The sequence below is a fragment of the Pseudomonas sivasensis genome, from assembly GCF_052938085.1.
This window is the reverse complement of record NZ_CP176442.1, coordinates 2,156,885-2,172,824: the sequence shown is the minus strand read 5'-3', so window position 1 is coordinate 2,172,824 and position 15,940 is coordinate 2,156,885. Positions and strand designations below refer to the sequence as shown.

15 protein-coding genes are annotated in these 15,940 nt (G+C 60.3%); 12 read left to right on the top strand and 3 right to left on the bottom strand.

Features of this window, described 5'->3' with window-relative positions; genetic code table 11:
* Positions 1 to 50 precede the first annotated feature (50 nt).
* On the bottom strand, positions 51 to 1,670 hold the full coding sequence (locus tag ACKZ62_RS10210; RefSeq protein WP_447096950.1) for a methyl-accepting chemotaxis protein: 1,620 nt from the start codon (positions 1,668 to 1,670) through the stop codon (positions 51 to 53).
* A 187-nt stretch (positions 1,671 to 1,857) separates the two neighbouring features.
* On the bottom strand, positions 1,858 to 2,340 hold the full coding sequence (locus ACKZ62_RS10205) for an Lrp/AsnC family transcriptional regulator (protein WP_015884756.1): 483 nt from the start codon (positions 2,338 to 2,340) through the stop codon (positions 1,858 to 1,860).
* 194 nt (positions 2,341 to 2,534) lie between these two features.
* Here ACKZ62_RS10205 and ACKZ62_RS10200 point away from each other — a divergent pair, with 194 nt between their 5' ends.
* The 5 genes from ACKZ62_RS10200 to ACKZ62_RS10180 all read left to right on the top strand — a co-directional run bounded on the left by ACKZ62_RS10200 (position 2,535) and on the right by ACKZ62_RS10180 (position 8,710).
* Positions 2,535 to 3,770: a 3-methyl-2-oxobutanoate dehydrogenase (2-methylpropanoyl-transferring) subunit alpha gene (locus tag ACKZ62_RS10200; RefSeq protein ID WP_122752832.1), complete on the top strand. Its 1,236-nt coding sequence runs from the start codon at positions 2,535 to 2,537 to the stop codon at positions 3,768 to 3,770.
* Position 3,771: 1 nt separating this feature from the next.
* Entirely contained in the window at positions 3,772 to 4,830 is a 1,059-nt protein-coding gene (locus ACKZ62_RS10195) for an alpha-ketoacid dehydrogenase subunit beta (protein ID WP_032888135.1), read from the top strand.
* On the top strand, positions 4,831 to 6,087 hold the full coding sequence (locus ACKZ62_RS10190) for a dihydrolipoamide acetyltransferase family protein (RefSeq protein WP_442117455.1): 1,257 nt from the start codon (positions 4,831 to 4,833) through the stop codon (positions 6,085 to 6,087).
* A gap of 4 nt (positions 6,088 to 6,091) precedes the next feature.
* Positions 6,092 to 7,471, top strand: a complete 1,380-nt coding sequence (lpdA, locus tag ACKZ62_RS10185) for a dihydrolipoyl dehydrogenase (protein ID WP_447096622.1) — start codon at positions 6,092 to 6,094, stop codon at positions 7,469 to 7,471.
* 219 nt (positions 7,472 to 7,690) lie between these two features.
* Complete coding sequence (locus ACKZ62_RS10180; RefSeq protein ID WP_095184355.1) at positions 7,691 to 8,710, top strand: branched-chain amino acid aminotransferase; 1,020 nt, start codon at positions 7,691 to 7,693, stop codon at positions 8,708 to 8,710.
* A gap of 127 nt (positions 8,711 to 8,837) precedes the next feature.
* Here ACKZ62_RS10180 and ACKZ62_RS10175 read toward each other — a convergent pair whose 3' ends face one another.
* Positions 8,838 to 9,731 (bottom strand): GNAT family acetyltransferase, encoded by an 894-nt coding sequence (locus ACKZ62_RS10175; RefSeq protein WP_447096621.1) that lies wholly within the window; start codon positions 9,729 to 9,731, stop codon positions 8,838 to 8,840.
* A gap of 237 nt (positions 9,732 to 9,968) precedes the next feature.
* Here ACKZ62_RS10175 and ctlX point away from each other — a divergent pair, with 237 nt between their 5' ends.
* From ctlX to ACKZ62_RS10140, 7 genes are all read left to right on the top strand, one after another.
* On the top strand, positions 9,969 to 10,895 hold the full coding sequence (ctlX, locus tag ACKZ62_RS10170) for a citrulline utilization hydrolase CtlX (RefSeq protein ID WP_442117458.1): 927 nt from the start codon (positions 9,969 to 9,971) through the stop codon (positions 10,893 to 10,895).
* A gap of 11 nt (positions 10,896 to 10,906) precedes the next feature.
* Positions 10,907 to 11,953, top strand: coding sequence for an ornithine cyclodeaminase (locus tag ACKZ62_RS10165; protein WP_122752836.1), 1,047 nt, complete (start codon positions 10,907 to 10,909; stop codon positions 11,951 to 11,953).
* A 257-nt stretch (positions 11,954 to 12,210) separates the two neighbouring features.
* Positions 12,211 to 12,990 carry an ABC transporter substrate-binding protein gene (locus ACKZ62_RS10160; RefSeq protein WP_032888149.1) on the top strand — a complete coding sequence of 260 codons (780 nt, stop codon included), beginning with the start codon at positions 12,211 to 12,213 and terminating at the stop codon, positions 12,988 to 12,990.
* A gap of 165 nt (positions 12,991 to 13,155) precedes the next feature.
* On the top strand, positions 13,156 to 13,857 hold the full coding sequence (locus tag ACKZ62_RS10155) for an ABC transporter permease (RefSeq protein WP_032888150.1): 702 nt from the start codon (positions 13,156 to 13,158) through the stop codon (positions 13,855 to 13,857).
* Positions 13,854 to 14,567: an ABC transporter permease gene (locus ACKZ62_RS10150; protein ID WP_447096620.1), complete on the top strand. Its 714-nt coding sequence runs from the start codon at positions 13,854 to 13,856 to the stop codon at positions 14,565 to 14,567. Before ACKZ62_RS10155 ends, ACKZ62_RS10150 begins: the two co-directional genes overlap by 4 nt.
* Before the next feature lie 3 nt (positions 14,568 to 14,570).
* On the top strand, positions 14,571 to 15,401 hold the full coding sequence (locus tag ACKZ62_RS10145; protein WP_233896853.1) for an ABC transporter ATP-binding protein: 831 nt from the start codon (positions 14,571 to 14,573) through the stop codon (positions 15,399 to 15,401).
* A gap of 5 nt (positions 15,402 to 15,406) precedes the next feature.
* Positions 15,407 to 15,904 (top strand): Lrp/AsnC family transcriptional regulator, encoded by a 498-nt coding sequence (locus tag ACKZ62_RS10140; RefSeq protein WP_032888155.1) that lies wholly within the window; start codon positions 15,407 to 15,409, stop codon positions 15,902 to 15,904.
* Positions 15,905 to 15,940 lie beyond the last annotated feature (36 nt).

Sequence of the window (15,940 nt, the reverse complement as noted above, 5' to 3'; positions counted from 1 at the left end):
CGCGTGGCGTCCATGCCATTGAATGTTCCGAGGGTGTTACGCAGGTGTGATCAGGCTACGGCAAATTTCGACACGATCTGCTTGAGGTCCACCGCCAGCCGCGACAGCTCTTGGCTGGCAATCGACGTCTGACCAGCCGCCGAAGAGCTCTGGATGGAAAGATCACGGATGCTGATCAGGTTCTGGTCCACCGAGCGGGCCACATGGGCCTGTTCTTCGGAGGCCGTGGCGATCAACAGGTTGCGGTCATTGATGTCGGTAATGGCGTCGGTGATCTGAGTAATCGCGGCGCCCGCTTCATGGGCGATCTTCAATGAATCCACTGCTTCGTTGCAGTTAAGGGCCATGGAAGACACCGCTTCGCTGGAGCATGTTTGGATTTTCGCGATCATCTGCTCGATTTCCTGGGTCGAGGTTTGGGTTCTATGGGCCAATGCCCGCACTTCGTCGGCGACGACCGCAAAGCCTCGGCCCTGCTCCCCTGCCCTGGCCGCCTCAATGGCGGCGTTCAAGGCCAGCAGGTTGGTTTGCTCGGCAATTGAACGGATCACTTCAACCACACGGGCAATATCCTGGGCCTGCTTGGCCAACCCTTCGACTTCGACGCCGGTCTGCTGCACCGTGGCGCTGAGCTTCTCGATGGAGGCGATGGTTTGCTTCACACGCTCCTGGCCGACTTTGGCCGAGCGCTGGGAATCCTGTGTTGACTGGGAAGCCGACACCGCATTGCGCGCCACTTCTTCCACGGCCGCCGTCATTTCGTTAACCGCCGTGGCGGCCTGATCGGTTTCCATGCTTTGGCGTTCAATACCGGCGCTGGACTCGCGGGTAATGGCGCTCATCTCCTCCGCCGCCGCAGCCAATTGCCCGGACGCCTCCGAGATATGCTGCAAGGTGCTTTTCAGGTTCATTTGCATAGACGCGGTAGATCGTTGCAACTCGGTCAACTCGTCGTTGCCATTGATGGCAATCGCCACGCGCAGATCGCCGTCAGCAATCTTGCCGGTTGATACCAACAGTTCACGGACCGGAGTAATGATGCTGCGGGTAAACAGGCTTGCAACCACGACGGTGACCATCAAGGAGGTGCCCATCAATATCCAAGTGAACAGACGCGCCGCGTCATATTCGCTGGAAGCCACCTGAACCGCCGTATTGGAGCCACCGGAATTCAACGCGATCAACTCGCTGATGGAACGCTGTACATCAAGGGCAATCGGCCCGTTGACGTCACGCAAATAAGTCGACATCTGTTCAGCGGACAGCGTGGAGGCTTGCGCGAGGAACTCATCCATCTTCTGGCTGTAGTTCTTTATGCCGGTCAATGCGTCGTTGTACTTGGCTTGTTCTTCGGGGCTTGAGACTAACGGCGCATAACGCTCTGCAATATCAAGGGCTTCCTTGCGCGTCGCTTTGAGCTTCTCAAGGGAGGCCGGATCCTGGCGCCCGATATCCATGGCATAGCGGCGTAGATCAAGACGCAGTTTGTAAAAAGCCGAATCTATTTCACCTGCCGAACGAATACTGGGAAGCCAGTTAGATTCGATTTCAACCGTCGATGAATAGACTTTATCGACTTTTATCAGCGTCATTGCTCCTTGGATCAACAGCAAAAGACACACCACACCAAAACAAAGTGTGGTACGGAAGTTCAGCTTCAAGGCTCTCATGGACATCGCGGCGCACCCCTTTCCTGGGCCGCGAACTTCACGGCCTGATGGGGATTAATGTGTTAAACCAGACGTGAAAAATACGTGACTAATTAGGTATTTTTTTATTGGCAACCCTAAATATTTAAATAGCGAGTTTAGTTGTCTAGCTAACTATTAACGTGCCAAGGGAAACCGCGCCACTTTATTAGACCATCAGTCCATCTCTTGGCAGCGGCAATGCTGTTTTGTAACGCACTTGTTTGAGGGCAAAACTGGAGCGGATATTCGCCACCCCCGGTACCTTGGTCAGAAAGTCCATCATGAACCGCTCCAGCGACTGGATCGTCGGCACCAACACCCGAATCAAATAGTCCGGATCACCGGCCATCAAATAGCACTCCATCACCTCGGGCCGGTCGGAAATCGCGCCTTCGAACTGCTGCAACGCCAGCTCGTTCTGCTTTTCAAGGCTCACATGGATAAACACGTTGACGTGCAGCCCCAGTAAATCGGCGTCGAGCAGCGTGACCTGCTCGCGAATCAGGCCCAATTCCTCCATCGCCTTGACCCGATTGAAACACGGCGTGGGCGACAGGTTGACCGAGCGGGCCAGGTCGGCGTTGGTGATGCGGGCATTCTCCTGCAGAGCGTTGAGAATGCCGATATCGGTACGGTCCAGTTTGCGCATGAGACAAAATCACCTGTTTATTATGTTTATGCAGGTTTTTTATCCGCAATTGATCCCAGGCGCAACGAAACAGAGATAAATATTCTTCTACGCCACGCCTATGATTGTTGTAGGACAAGATTTCTTCTACCCGAAGACTGACTGTCAGCTAGCGCGCCCACTACAAGAAATTCACAAGATCGAGCGTAGAAGCCATGACCCAGCAGTACGAACCACTGCGCCTGCACGTCCCTGAACCCTCGGGCCGACCAGGCTGCAAGACCGACTTCACCTACCTGCGCCTGACCGACGCCGGCTTGGTGCGCAAACCCGCCATCGACGTAGAACCCGCCGACACCGCCGACCTGGCCAAGGGCCTGATCCGCGTACTCGACGACCAGGGCCAAGCCTTGGGACCGTGGGCCGAAGGCGTCTCCACTGACATCATGCGCAAAGGCATGCGTGCGATGCTCAAGACGCGCATCTTCGACAACCGCATGGTGGTCGCCCAGCGTCAGAAAAAAATGTCGTTCTACATGCAAAGCCTCGGCGAAGAAGCCATCGGCAGCGCCCAGGCCCTGGCCTTGAACATCGACGACATGTGCTTCCCCACCTACCGCCAGCAAAGCATCCTGATGGCCCGCGACGTGCCACTGGTGGACCTGATCTGCCAGTTGCTGTCCAACGAGCGCGACCCGCTCAAGGGTCGCCAGTTGCCGATCATGTATTCGGTGAAAGACGCCGGCTTCTTCACCATTTCCGGCAACCTCGCCACCCAATTCGTTCAGGGCGTGGGCTGGGGCATGGCCTCGGCGATCAAGGGCGATACCAAGATCGCCTCGGCCTGGATCGGCGACGGCGCCACTGCCGAATCCGACTTCCACACCGCCCTCACCTTCGCCCACGTGTACCGCGCGCCGGTGATTCTCAACGTGGTCAACAACCAATGGGCTATCTCCACCTTCCAGGCCATCGCCGGCGGTGAAGCCACCACTTTCGCCGGACGCGGCGTCGGTTGCGGCATCGCCTCCCTGCGCGTGGACGGCAACGACTTTATCGCCGTGTACGCTGCCTCCGCCTGGGCCGCTGAACGTGCGCGGCGCAACCTCGGCCCGAGCCTGATCGAGTGGGTCACCTACCGTGCCGGCCCGCACTCCACGTCCGATGATCCGTCCAAGTACCGCCCCGCCGATGACTGGAGCCACTTCCCGTTGGGCGATCCGATTGCTCGTCTCAAACAGCACCTGATCAAGATTGGCCAGTGGTCCGAAGAGGAACACGCGGCGGTCAGTGCTGAACTTGAAGCCGAGGTGATCGCCGCGCAGAAACAGGCCGAACAGTACGGCACCCTGGCCGGTGGCCAGATCCCAAGCGCCGCGACCATGTTCGAAGACGTCTATAAAGAGATGCCGGAGCACTTGAAGCGCCAGCGTCAAGAGTTGGGGGTCTGACATGAACGATCACAACAACAGCATCGAATTGGAAACCGCCATGACCACCACCACCATGACCATGATCCAGGCCCTGCGCTCGGCCATGGATGTGATGCTTGAACGTGATGACAACGTGGTGGTGTTCGGCCAGGACGTGGGTTACTTCGGCGGTGTGTTCCGTTGCACCGAAGGCTTGCAGACCAAATACGGCAGCTCGCGGGTGTTCGACGCACCGATCTCGGAAAGCGGCATTATCGGCGTGGCCGTGGGCATGGGTGCCTATGGCCTGCGCCCGGTGGCTGAGATTCAGTTTGCCGACTATGTGTACCCCGCCACCGACCAGATCATCTCCGAAGCGGCGCGCCTGCGTTATCGCTCGGCCGGCCAGTTCACTGCACCGCTGACCATGCGCATGCCCTGCGGCGGCGGCATCTACGGCGGCCAGACCCACAGCCAGAGTATCGAAGCGGTGTTCACCCAGGTCTGCGGCCTGCGCACGGTGATGCCGTCCAACCCCTATGACGCCAAGGGCCTGCTGATCGCCTCGATCGAAAACGATGACCCGGTGATCTTCCTTGAGCCTAAACGCCTGTACAACGGCCCGTTCGATGGCCACCACGACCGCCCGGTAACACCGTGGTCGAAACACCCGCAAGCGCAGGTGCCGGACGGTTACTACACCGTGCCGCTGGACGTGGCCGCCATTGTGCGTCCGGGGTCGGCAGTCACCGTGCTGACCTACGGCACCACGGTGTATGTGTCCCAAGTCGCTGCCGAAGAAACCGGCATCGACGCCGAAGTCATCGACCTGCGCAGCCTGTGGCCGCTGGACCTGGAGACCATCGTCAAATCCGTGAAGAAGACCGGCCGTTGCGTGGTGGTGCACGAAGCCACCCGCACCTGCGGTTTTGGTGCCGAATTGGTGGCGCTGGTGCAAGAGCATTGCTTCCACCACCTGGAAGCGCCGATCGAACGCGTCACCGGCTGGGACACCCCTTACCCGCACGCGCAGGAGTGGGCGTATTTCCCAGGCCCGTCCCGAGTGGGCGCGGCGTTGAAACGGGTCATGGAGGTCTGAATGGGCACGCACGTTATCAAGATGCCGGACATTGGCGAAGGCATCGCGGAAGTTGAACTGTCGGTCTGGCATGTGAAGGTCGGCGACATGGTCGTCGAAGACCAGGTGCTGGCGGATGTGATGACCGACAAGGCGATGGTGGATATTCCCTCGCCGGTGCACGGCAAAGTGATTTCCCTTGGCGGCGAGCCGGGTGAAGTGATGGCCGTGGGCAGTATTCTGATCAGCATTGAAGTAGAAGGTGCGGGCAACGCCAAGGAGGCGCCCGTGGTGGCGGAGCCGGTGAAAGCTGCTCCCGTTGTCGAGGCCAAACCTGCACCAGTGGTTGAAAGCAAGCCCGCGCCCGTCGTGACCGCACAGGCCCCTGTGGCCCGCGATGCCGATGAACGCCCCCTGGCCTCCCCCGCCGTGCGCAAGCATGCGCTGGATGCCGGAATTCAACTGCGGCTGGTCCAGGGCTCCGGCCCCGCTGGGCGGATCCTGCACGAAGACCTCGACGCCTACCTGCAACAAGGGGCGTCAAAAGCTTCGACGGCAGCCAACCCTTACGCCGAACGCAACACCGAAGAACAGATCCCGGTGATCGGCATGCGCCGCAAGATTGCCCAGCGCATGCAGGACGCCACCCGCCGTGCCGCGCACTTCAGCTATGTGGAAGAGATCGACGTCACCGCCCTCGACGAGCTGCGCGTGCACCTCAACGAGAAGCATGGCGCAACGCGCGGCAAGCTGACGTTACTGCCGTTTATCGTGCGCGCCATGGTCGTGGCGCTGCGGGATTTCCCGCAGATCAACGCGCGTTATGACGACGAAGCCCAGGTCATCACCCGCCTCGGCGCGGTGCATGTGGGCGTCGCCACCCAGAGCGACGTGGGCTTGATGGTGCCGGTGGTGCGTCACGCCGAAGCCCGCAGCCTGTGGGGCAATGCCGAGGAAATCGCGCGTTTGGCCACGGCCGCGCGCAATGGCAAGGCCAGTCGTGACGAGTTGTCGGGTTCGACCATTACCTTGACCAGCCTGGGCGCCTTGGGCGGGATCGTCAGCACCCCGGTGCTGAACTTGCCGGAGGTGGCCATCGTTGGCGTCAACCGTATCGTTGAGCGGCCGATGGTGATCAAGGGCCAGATCGTGATTCGCAAAATGATGAACCTCTCCAGCTCCTTCGATCACCGCGTGGTCGATGGCATGGACGCGGCGCAATTCATCCAGGCCATTCGCGGCCTGCTCGAACAACCCGCCAGCCTGTTCCTGGAGTAAGGGCATGACTCAGACATTGCATACCACGCTGCTGATTATCGGCGGCGGCCCTGGCGGTTATGTGGCAGCCATTCGCGCCGGCCAACTGGGCATCCCGACCATCCTGGTGGAAGGCCAGGCGTTGGGCGGCACCTGCCTGAACATCGGCTGCATTCCGTCCAAGGCCTTGATCCATGTGGCCGAGCAGTTTCAGCAAACCATCCACCATAGCCAGGGTTCGCAACTGGGTATCGAAGTGGATGTGCCGACCCTGGACATCCGCAAAAGCGTTGAATGGAAAAACGGCATCGTCGACCGCCTGACCACTGGCGTCGCCGCACTGCTTAAAAAGCACAAAGTGCAGGTGATCCACGGCTGGGCCAAGGTGGTGGACGGCAAGACCGTCGATGTTGGCGACCAGCGCATCCAGTGCGAACACCTGCTGCTGGCCACCGGTTCGAAAAGCGTCAACCTGCCGATGCTGCCAATTGGCGGGTCGATCATCTCCTCCACCGAAGCCTTGGCGCCGACCCGCGTGCCCAAACGCCTGATTGTGGTGGGCGGCGGCTACATTGGCCTTGAGCTGGGGATTGCCTACCGCAAGCTGGGTGCTGAGGTGAGTGTGGTCGAGGCCCAGGATCGCATCCTGCCGGCTTACGACGCCGAGCTGACCCAGCCGGTGAACGAATCTCTCAAGCAACTGGGGGTGAAGCTGTACCTCAAGCACAGCGTCACCGGGTTTGCCGACAACTGCCTGCAAGTGCGTGATCCGAACGGCGACACGGTGTCGCTGAAGACCGATCAGGTCCTGGTGGCCGTGGGTCGCAAACCCAACACCCAAGGCTGGAACCTTGAAGCGCTGAACCTGGCGATGAATGGCGCGGCAATCAAGATCGACAGCCGTTGCCAGACCAGCATGCGCAATGTGTACGCCATCGGCGACTTGAGCGGCGAGCCGATGCTCGCCCACCGCGCCATGGCCCAGGGCGAAATGGTTGCCGAACTGATCAGCGGTCAACACCGCGAATTCAACCCGGCGGCAATCCCGGCGGTGTGCTTTACCGACCCGGAACTGGTGGTGGTCGGCAAGACGCCCGATGAAGCCAAGGCCGCCGGCCTGGACTGTATCGTGTCGAGTTTTCCCTTTGCAGCCAACGGCCGGGCGATGACCCTGGAGTCAAAAACCGGCTTCGTGCGGGTGGTGGCGCGGCGTGATAATCATCTGATTGTCGGCTGGCAGGCCGTGGGTGTGGGTGTATCTGAGCTGTCCACTGCGTTCGGCCTGAGCCTGGAAATGGGTTCGCGCCTGGAGGATGTAGCCGGCACCATCCACGCTCATCCGACGCTCGGCGAGGCGGTGCAGGAAGCTGCGCTGCGCGCATTGGGCCACGCGTTGCATCTGTAAAACCGTGGTGAGGCCATCGGGGGCAAGTCGAATCGTCGCACCGCCCCTCCCACAGGGGAATGCATTCCACATGTGGGACGGGGCTTGCCCCCCGATAGCGGTGGATCGGTCAATACAGAGGCTGAAGGCGTCCACGCAGTGGCTCCCACACAAGCCAAGAATGAAGTATTGTTGCGCCCATTCAGAAAAAAACCGACTTGACCAAAGATAGAGGGTGTCATGGGTAACGAAAGCATCAATTGGGACAAGCTGGGTTTTGACTACATCAAGACCGACAAACGGTATATCCAGACCTTTAAAGACGGCGAGTGGCAAGCAGGCTCCCTGACTGACGACAACGTGCTGCACATCAGTGAGGGCTCCACCGCTCTGCACTATGGCCAGCAGTGCTTTGAAGGCCTCAAGGCCTACCGCTGCAAGGACGGCTCGATCAACCTGTTCCGTCCGGACCAGAATGCCGCGCGCATGCAACGCAGCTGCGCCCGCCTGCTGATGCCCCATGTGCCGACCGACGTGTTCATCGACGCCTGCAAACAGGTGGTCAAGGCCAACGAGCGTTTCATCCCGCCGTACGGCAGTGGCGGCGCGCTGTACCTGCGCCCGTTCGTGATAGGCACCGGTGACAACATCGGCGTGCGTACCGCGCCGGAGTTCATCTTCTCGGTGTTCTGCATTCCGGTCGGTGCCTACTTCAAGGGCGGCCTGGTGCCACACAACTTCCAGATATCCACTTTCGACCGCGCCGCGCCACAAGGCACCGGTGCTGCGAAAGTGGGCGGCAACTACGCGGCCAGCTTGATGCCGGGCTCTGAAGCGAAAAAATCCGGTTTCGCCGATGCGATCTACCTGGACCCGATGACCCACTCGAAGATCGAAGAAGTCGGCTCGGCCAACTTCTTCGGGATCACCCACGACAACAAGTTCATCACGCCGAAGTCGCCTTCGGTGCTGCCAGGCATCACCCGCCTGTCGCTGATCGAACTGGCCAAGACCCGCCTGGGCCTGGAAGTGGTTGAAGGCGAAGTGTTCATCGACAAGCTGGCTGACTTCAAGGAAGCCGGCGCCTGCGGTACTGCTGCGGTGATCTCGCCGATCGGCGGCATCCAGTACAACGGCAACCTGCATGTATTCCACAGCGAAACCGAAGTCGGCCCGATCACCCAGAAGCTCTACAAAGAGCTGACCGGTGTGCAGACCGGCGACGTCGAAGCACCAGCGGGTTGGATCGTGAAGGTCTAACAGCCTCAACGCATATCCCATGTGGGAGGGGGCTTGCCCCCGATAGCAGTGGGTCAGTCAATGAATCTGTTGACTGATACATCGCCATCGGGAGCAAGCCCCCTCCCACATTTGCTCTCCGGCGTATTCAAGACTCTTTCGGGATATTCTCGGCAATCTTCTTCCCCATGCTGACCCTCGCCTCCACCCCATACCCCAACGCCTCGTAAAACCCCGCCACCGCCTCATTGCCACTGGTGATCTGCAGGTTGATCTTCATCCAGCCCAGCGCCGTCAACGCCTGTTCCGCATGCCGCACCAGCGAAGAGCCCAGGCCATGACGCCGGTAGTCCGTGTGCACCGCCACCGAATACAGCCAACCACGATGCCCGTCGTACCCGGCGAGAATGGTGCCGATCACGGTTTTTTTATCCGTCGCCACGAAGAACAACCCGTCATTGACCGCCAGCTTCTTATCGATCGCCAGGCTCGGCAGGTTATGGGCCGTGTCATAACCAAACGCCGCCTGCCATAGCTCAATCACCTGCGCGCGATGCGGACGATCGCGATATGGCCCGATGGGGTAGCGCGATGACAACGTCTTTTCCATCACCAGCGTGCGCTCGTTGCCATGGTAAACATCGCGCACCGTGTGAAACCCCAGCTTGGTGTAGAACGGCTCGGCGGTCAGCGAAGACGGCACACTTAATACGGTGACTCCTGCTTCGCGGGCGCGTAGTTCGATTTCCATCATCAGCAACCGGCCAATGCCCTGCCCTTGCAAGGTCGGGTTGACGAACACCGAGCGCACCACATTGGCATCAAGTGCCGCCGTGGCGACCACCCTCTGATCCTCAATCGCCACCAGCACGACACGGCGCTTGAGCAAGGTCAACACCGCGTCCGGCGTGAAGTTGCTCGCCACACGGGCAATCACGTCCGCCGGGTAATCCCGCGCATTGCTGCTGTGCAGGGCCGCCAGGATGACCTGGCTGATCCCTTCGGCATCGGTGGGTTGGGCGAGACGAACGGCGGTAGACATGATTCCTCCTGGCTGACGGCGCTATAACAGTCGCTACTGTACCAATGTGGGAGGGGCTTGCCCCTCCCGCATTTTGACCGCATTCCACCTCTCGCAGCCGATTCGGCTGGCCTACCCCCCTTTTCAGCTTTCCCGGCTGAGCCGCCCCTGGGTTTCAGCCGGGATTCATCCCGCACAAGCCACAAAATAGCCCCACTGCATCTTTGTTCACCGCCTTACTCATGGATCCGTGCACCCATGCAAACCACCAACACCGTCTTGATGATTCGCCCGGCGCGCTTTGCCTTCAACCCGGACACTGCGATCAACAACCGCTTTCAACGCCCGCCCCTTGACCCGCTCAGCGCACAGCAGAAAGCGCTGGAAGAGTTCGACGGTTATGTCGACACCCTGCGCCAGCACGGTGTGGAAGTGCTGGTGGTGCAGGACACTCCGGCGCCCCACACTCCCGACTCAATCTTCCCCAACAACTGGTGGAGCAGCCACGCCGACGGCAGCCTGGTGCTGTACCCGATGGAAGGCCAGAACCGACGACTGGAGCGCAACAAGGGTGTGTTGCAAGTGCTGGAGCAACGTTTTGCGATCAACAGCACCATCGACCTCAGCCACCTCGAACAACAGAACATATTCCTCGAAGGCACCGGCAGCATGGTGCTCGACCGCCAACACCGCATCAGCTACGCCTGCCACTCCGGGCGCACCCATCAGGATGCGCTGCGCGAATTCGCCGAACGCCTCGACTACCGGCTCTGCGTATTCCATGCGGTAGACCGCCACCACGCGCCGATCTACCACAGCAACGTGATGATGAGCGTCGGCCGCGACCTGTCGGTGGTGTGCCTGCAAGCCCTGCCCGACCAAAACGAACGCCTGGCCCTGGAACGCTCCCTGCGCGACACCGGCAAGGACATCCTCGCCCTCGACTTCGACCAATTGGAAGCCTTCGCCGGCAACATGCTTGAAGTCCACGACCGCGACGGCCACCCGCTGCTGGTGATGTCTGCCAGCGCCTGGGGCGCACTGCAACCGGCCCAGCGCCAGCATGTGGAACGCCATACGCGGCCTGTGGTGGTGAATATCGACAACATCGAACGCATCGGCGGCGGCAGTGCCCGCTGCATGCTCGCGGAAGTGCACCTGCCCGCCCGCCCCTCATTTCAATAAGGAGTCTTGCCATGACCCGCTATATCGACGTCAACGACCTCAGCTACCTGGTCTCGCAAAAAGGCCTGCAAACCTGCATCACCGAGATGGCCGAGTACATTCGCGCTGACTACCTGCGCTGGCAGGATTTTGAAAAGTGCGCGCGCCTGGCCAACCACTCGCCGGATGGCGTGATCGAGTTGATGCCGGTGTCAGACGCGTCGCTGTACGCCTTCAAGTACGTCAACGGCCACCCAAAAAACACCCTCGCCGGAATGCTCACCGTCATGGCGTTCGGTGCGTTGGGCGACGTGGACACCGGCAAACCAGTGCTGCTGGCAGAAATGACCCTGACTACCGCCATTCGCACCGCCGCCACCTCGGCGCTGGTCGCGCGTTATCTGGCCCGAGACAACAGCCGCAGCATGGCGTTGATCGGCAACGGCTCGCAGAGCGAGTTTCAGGCCCTGGCCTTCCACGCCATGCTCGGCATCAACGAAATCCGCCTGTTCGATATCGACGCCAAGGCCACTGCCAAACTGGCAGCCAACCTCAAGGCCTTCCCGGCGATCAGGGTGATCCTGGCCGGCAGCGTGGCGGAAGCGGTCAAGGGCGCGGATATCGTCACCACCGTGACCGCGGACAAGGCCTACGCCACCATCCTTACTGACGAGATGATCGAACCAGGCATGCACCTCAATGCCGTGGGCGGCGACTGCCCAGGCAAGACCGAACTGGACCAACGCATCGTCGAGCGCGCCCGGGTCATCGTCGAGTACGAGCCGCAAAGCCGTATCGAAGGTGAGATCCAGCACATGCCGAAAGACTCGCCAGTGACCGAGCTGTGGCAGGTGATCAACGGCCAGGTAGCCGGCCGCGAGAATGAGCGCCAGATCACCCTGTTCGACTCGGTAGGTTTTGCCATCGAAGACTACTCGGCCCTGCGCTACGTGCTCGACGTGGCCAAGGCTCTGGATGTGGGCAGCGAGTTGGAGTTGGTGCCGGACCTGGCCGACCCGAAAGACCTGTTCGCACGCCTGGCCCAGCAGCCACGCGCACAGCACAAAAAGCGCGCCTGAGACCGCTCTGGCCTGCCCCTTTGCGCCGAGGGCAGGCCCGACTTACAGAGCTGAAAAGCCGATTCAGCGGGTGCAACAGCCGATTCCGCTGCAATGCTCGTTTTAACAGCGCAATTTGCGCTTTGAGCACCGGGTAAACGACACAAAAAAAGCACCACCATCAAGCATTCTGAGCCCGACCGAAGAGTCACCGAATGAATGCAAGCCGCACCCTTTTTACTGCCCTGACATCAATTACAAAATATAGGGACTGACACATGATTCCACTGCGATCACTTTTCGCTGCGTTGCTGTTGCCACTGTGCGCCAGCGCCGCCCACGCCCAGGACTGGAAAGAAATCCGCTTCGGCGTATTCCCCGAATACCCACCCTTTGAATCCGTGGCCGCTGACGGCAGCCTGCAAGGCTTCGATATCGAATTGGGCAATGCCATCTGCGCCAAGCTCGAAGTCAAATGCACCTGGGTGCACAACGAATTCGACGGCATGATCCCGGCGCTGCGCGCGCGCAAATTCGACGCCATCATGTCGTCCATGGCCGTGACGCCGGCCCGTGAAAAAGTCATCGACTTCAGCGACCGGCTGTTCCTCAGCCCAACCTCGGTGATCACCCGCAAAAGCGCCGACTTCGGCGACACGCCTGAATCGTTGAAAGGTAAGCAGGTCGGCGTACTGCAAGGCTCGTTGCAGGAAGCCTATGCCCGTGCGCACCTGGCTAAGCTCGGGGCTCAGGTCAAGGCCTACCAGTCCCAGGAACAGAACTACGCCGACCTGCAAAACGGCCGCCTCGACGCCACCCTCACCGACAAACTCGAAGCCCAGCTCAACTTCCTGTCCAAACCTGAAGGCGCCGACTTCAAGACCGGCCCGGCCTTCAAGGACCCGACCCTGCCGCTGGATATCGCCATGGGGTTGCGCAAGAACGACCAGGAATTGCGTGCGCTGATCAACAAGGGCATCGCCGCCGTCCAGGCCGATGGCACCTACGCGCAGATCCAGAAGAAGTACTTCGGCGATCAGGACATCTACAACGAATAAGCCAACACAATCCCTGTGGGAAAAGATTTGTGTGGGAGGGGGCTTGCTCCCGATAGCGGTGGGTCAGTCACAACTGCATCAACTGACACACCCTCATCGGGAGCAAGCCCCCTCCCACAAAAGCCCCCCACAGGGGTATGTCTGCGCCCTTTAGAGATTCCCCCCATGAACGAACTCCTCAACCTGCAAGGCTACGGCCCCATGCTGGCCCAGGGTGCCTGGATGACGCTCAAGCTGGCGTTCCTCGCGCTGGCCTTGAGCCTCACCCTCGGCCTGCTAGCCGCGGGCGCCAAGCTGTCCAGCGCCAAATGGCTGCGGGTGCCGGCCACGCTGTACACCACGTTGATCCGTAGCGTGCCGGACCTGGTGCTGATCCTGCTGATTTTCTACAGCCTGCAACTGTGGCTTAACGACCTGACCGAACGCGTCGGCTGGGATTATTTTGAAATCGACCCGTTTACCGCCGGCGTGATCACACTGGGGTTTATCTACGGCGCGTATTTCACCGAGAACTTCCGTGGCGCAATCCTCAGTGTGCCGGTCGGCCAACTGGAAGCCGCCACCGCCTATGGCTTGAGTCGCTGGCAGCGGTTTCATCTGGTGCTGTTTCCGCAGTTGATGCGCTTCGCTTTGCCGGGCCTGGGCAATAACTGGCTGGTACTGCTCAAGTCCACGGCGCTGGTGTCGATCATCGGCCTGTCGGACCTGGTCAAAGCCGCGCAAAACGCCGGCAAGACCACCAACGAGCCGCTGTACTTCCTGATCCTTGCCGGCCTGGTCTACCTGGTGATCACCACCCTCTCCAACCGCATCTTCAAGCGCCTCGAGCGGCGCTATAACCTCGGCATCAAGGGGATGGCGCGATGATCGAATTGTTCCAGCAATACGGCCTGGCCTACCTGTTCAGTGATGGCTCGGGCCTTTCCGGCGTGGCCATGACCCTGTGGCTGTTCATCATCTCGGTGGTGCTGGGCTTCATTCTGTCGATTCCCCTGGCACTGGCGCGGGTCTCGGAGCACTTCTGGCTGCGCTGGCCGGTGGAGGTCTACACCTACTTGTTTCGCGGCACGCCGCTGTATATCCAACTGCTGATTTGCTACACCGGGCTCTACAGCCTTGAAGTGGTGCAGGACAACGCCCTGCTCAACCAGTTTTTCCGCAATGCGCTGAACTGCACCCTACTGGCGTTTGTTTTGAACACCTGCGCCTACACCGTGGAGATCTTCGCCGGGGCGATTCGCAATATCCCTCATGGCGAGATCGAAGCCGCCCGCGCGTACGGTCTGCACGGCTGGCGCAAGAATCTGTTTGTGGTAGTGCCCGCCGCGCTGCGCCGCGCGTTGCCGGCCTATAGCAATGAAATGATCCTGATGTTGCACGCCACCTCGCTGGCGTTCACCGCCACCGTCGCCGATATCCTCAAAGTGGCCCGCGACGCCAATGCCGAGACGTTCCTGACGTTCCAGGCCTTTGGCATCGCTGCCCTGCTGTACATGTTGCTGTCCTTTGCACTGGTGGGCCTGTTTCGACTGGCCGAACGTCGCTGGATGCGTTTTCTTGTTCCTACCCGAGGCTAACCCATGAATCAGTCCGCGCAGGCCCTGGCCACTTATCCTGTCGATGTACCCGCTACCAAGGCTGCAACTGCTGCCATCAAGCTGCAAGTCGAAGGCATTCATAAACGCTACGGCGAGCACGAAGTGCTCAAGGGTGTTTCCCTTAACGCGCGCCAAGGCGATGTGATCAGCCTGATCGGCGCCAGCGGCTCCGGCAAAAGCACCATGCTGCGTTGCATCAACTTTCTGGAGCAGCCCGACGCCGGAGTCATCACCCTGGACGGCATCAGTATAGAAATGCAGCAAGGGCGTGCCGGCACCCGTGCCCCGGATCAGGCGCAATTGCAGAACCTGCGCACGCGCCTGGCCATGGTGTTCCAGCACTTCAACCTGTGGAGCCACATGACCGTGCTGGAAAACATCACCATGGCGCCGCGCCGGGTGCTGGGCGTAAGTGCGGCCGAGGCGGAAAAACGCGCACGGATGTACCTGGACAAGGTCGGCCTGCCAGGCCGCGTGGCAGATCAATACCCGGCGTTCCTGTCCGGCGGCCAGCAACAGCGCGTGGCGATTGCACGGGCCTTGGCGATGGAGCCGGAAATCATTCTGTTCGATGAGCCGACGTCCGCACTGGACCCAGAACTTGTAGGAGAAGTCCTCAAAGTCATACAGACGTTGGCCGAGGAAGGTCGTACCATGCTGATGGTCACCCACGAGATGGGCTTTGCCCGCCAGGTGTCCAGCCAAGTGCTGTTCTTGCACCAGGGACGGGTCGAGGAACAAGGCAGCGCCGAGATCCTCGACCACCCCAAAAGCGAGCGCTTGCAGCAATTTCTTTCCAACCGTTTGAAGTGAAACCCATGGATACCAAGGCCAACGGACCCCATACCTCCCCCGCGCTGGATCGCATCGATGAGGCAATCATCGAAGTACTGCGCCATCAGGGGCGGATCACCTATGAAAAGCTCTCGTCACTGGTGCACCTTACCCCCAGGCCTTGCCTGGAGCGGGTGCGCAAGCTGGAGCGCCGTGGAGTGATCCGTGGGTATGGGGCGATCATCGACGTGCAGATGGTCTCGCCAGGGCTGTCGTTGCTGGTGCTGGTGGCCTTGTCCAACCAAAGCGGGCGCTCGGCGCAAAAGGCCTTCGAAGCTTGCATCAAAGCCTGCCCCCAGGTGTTCGAATGCCAGTTGATCAGCGGGCCGTTTGACTACAGTCTGCGCATGCGCTGTCGGGACATGGAGCACTACCGGGTGGTATCGGAGATCTGGCTGAACAATGATGAGTTGCACATTGATAAGTTGGTGGCGCATCCGGAGTTGGCGGTGGTGAAAAATACCGCCATCGAACTGGCCTGAGCCCCACTCGCCAAGCCAATGAGGATCGAATGTGGG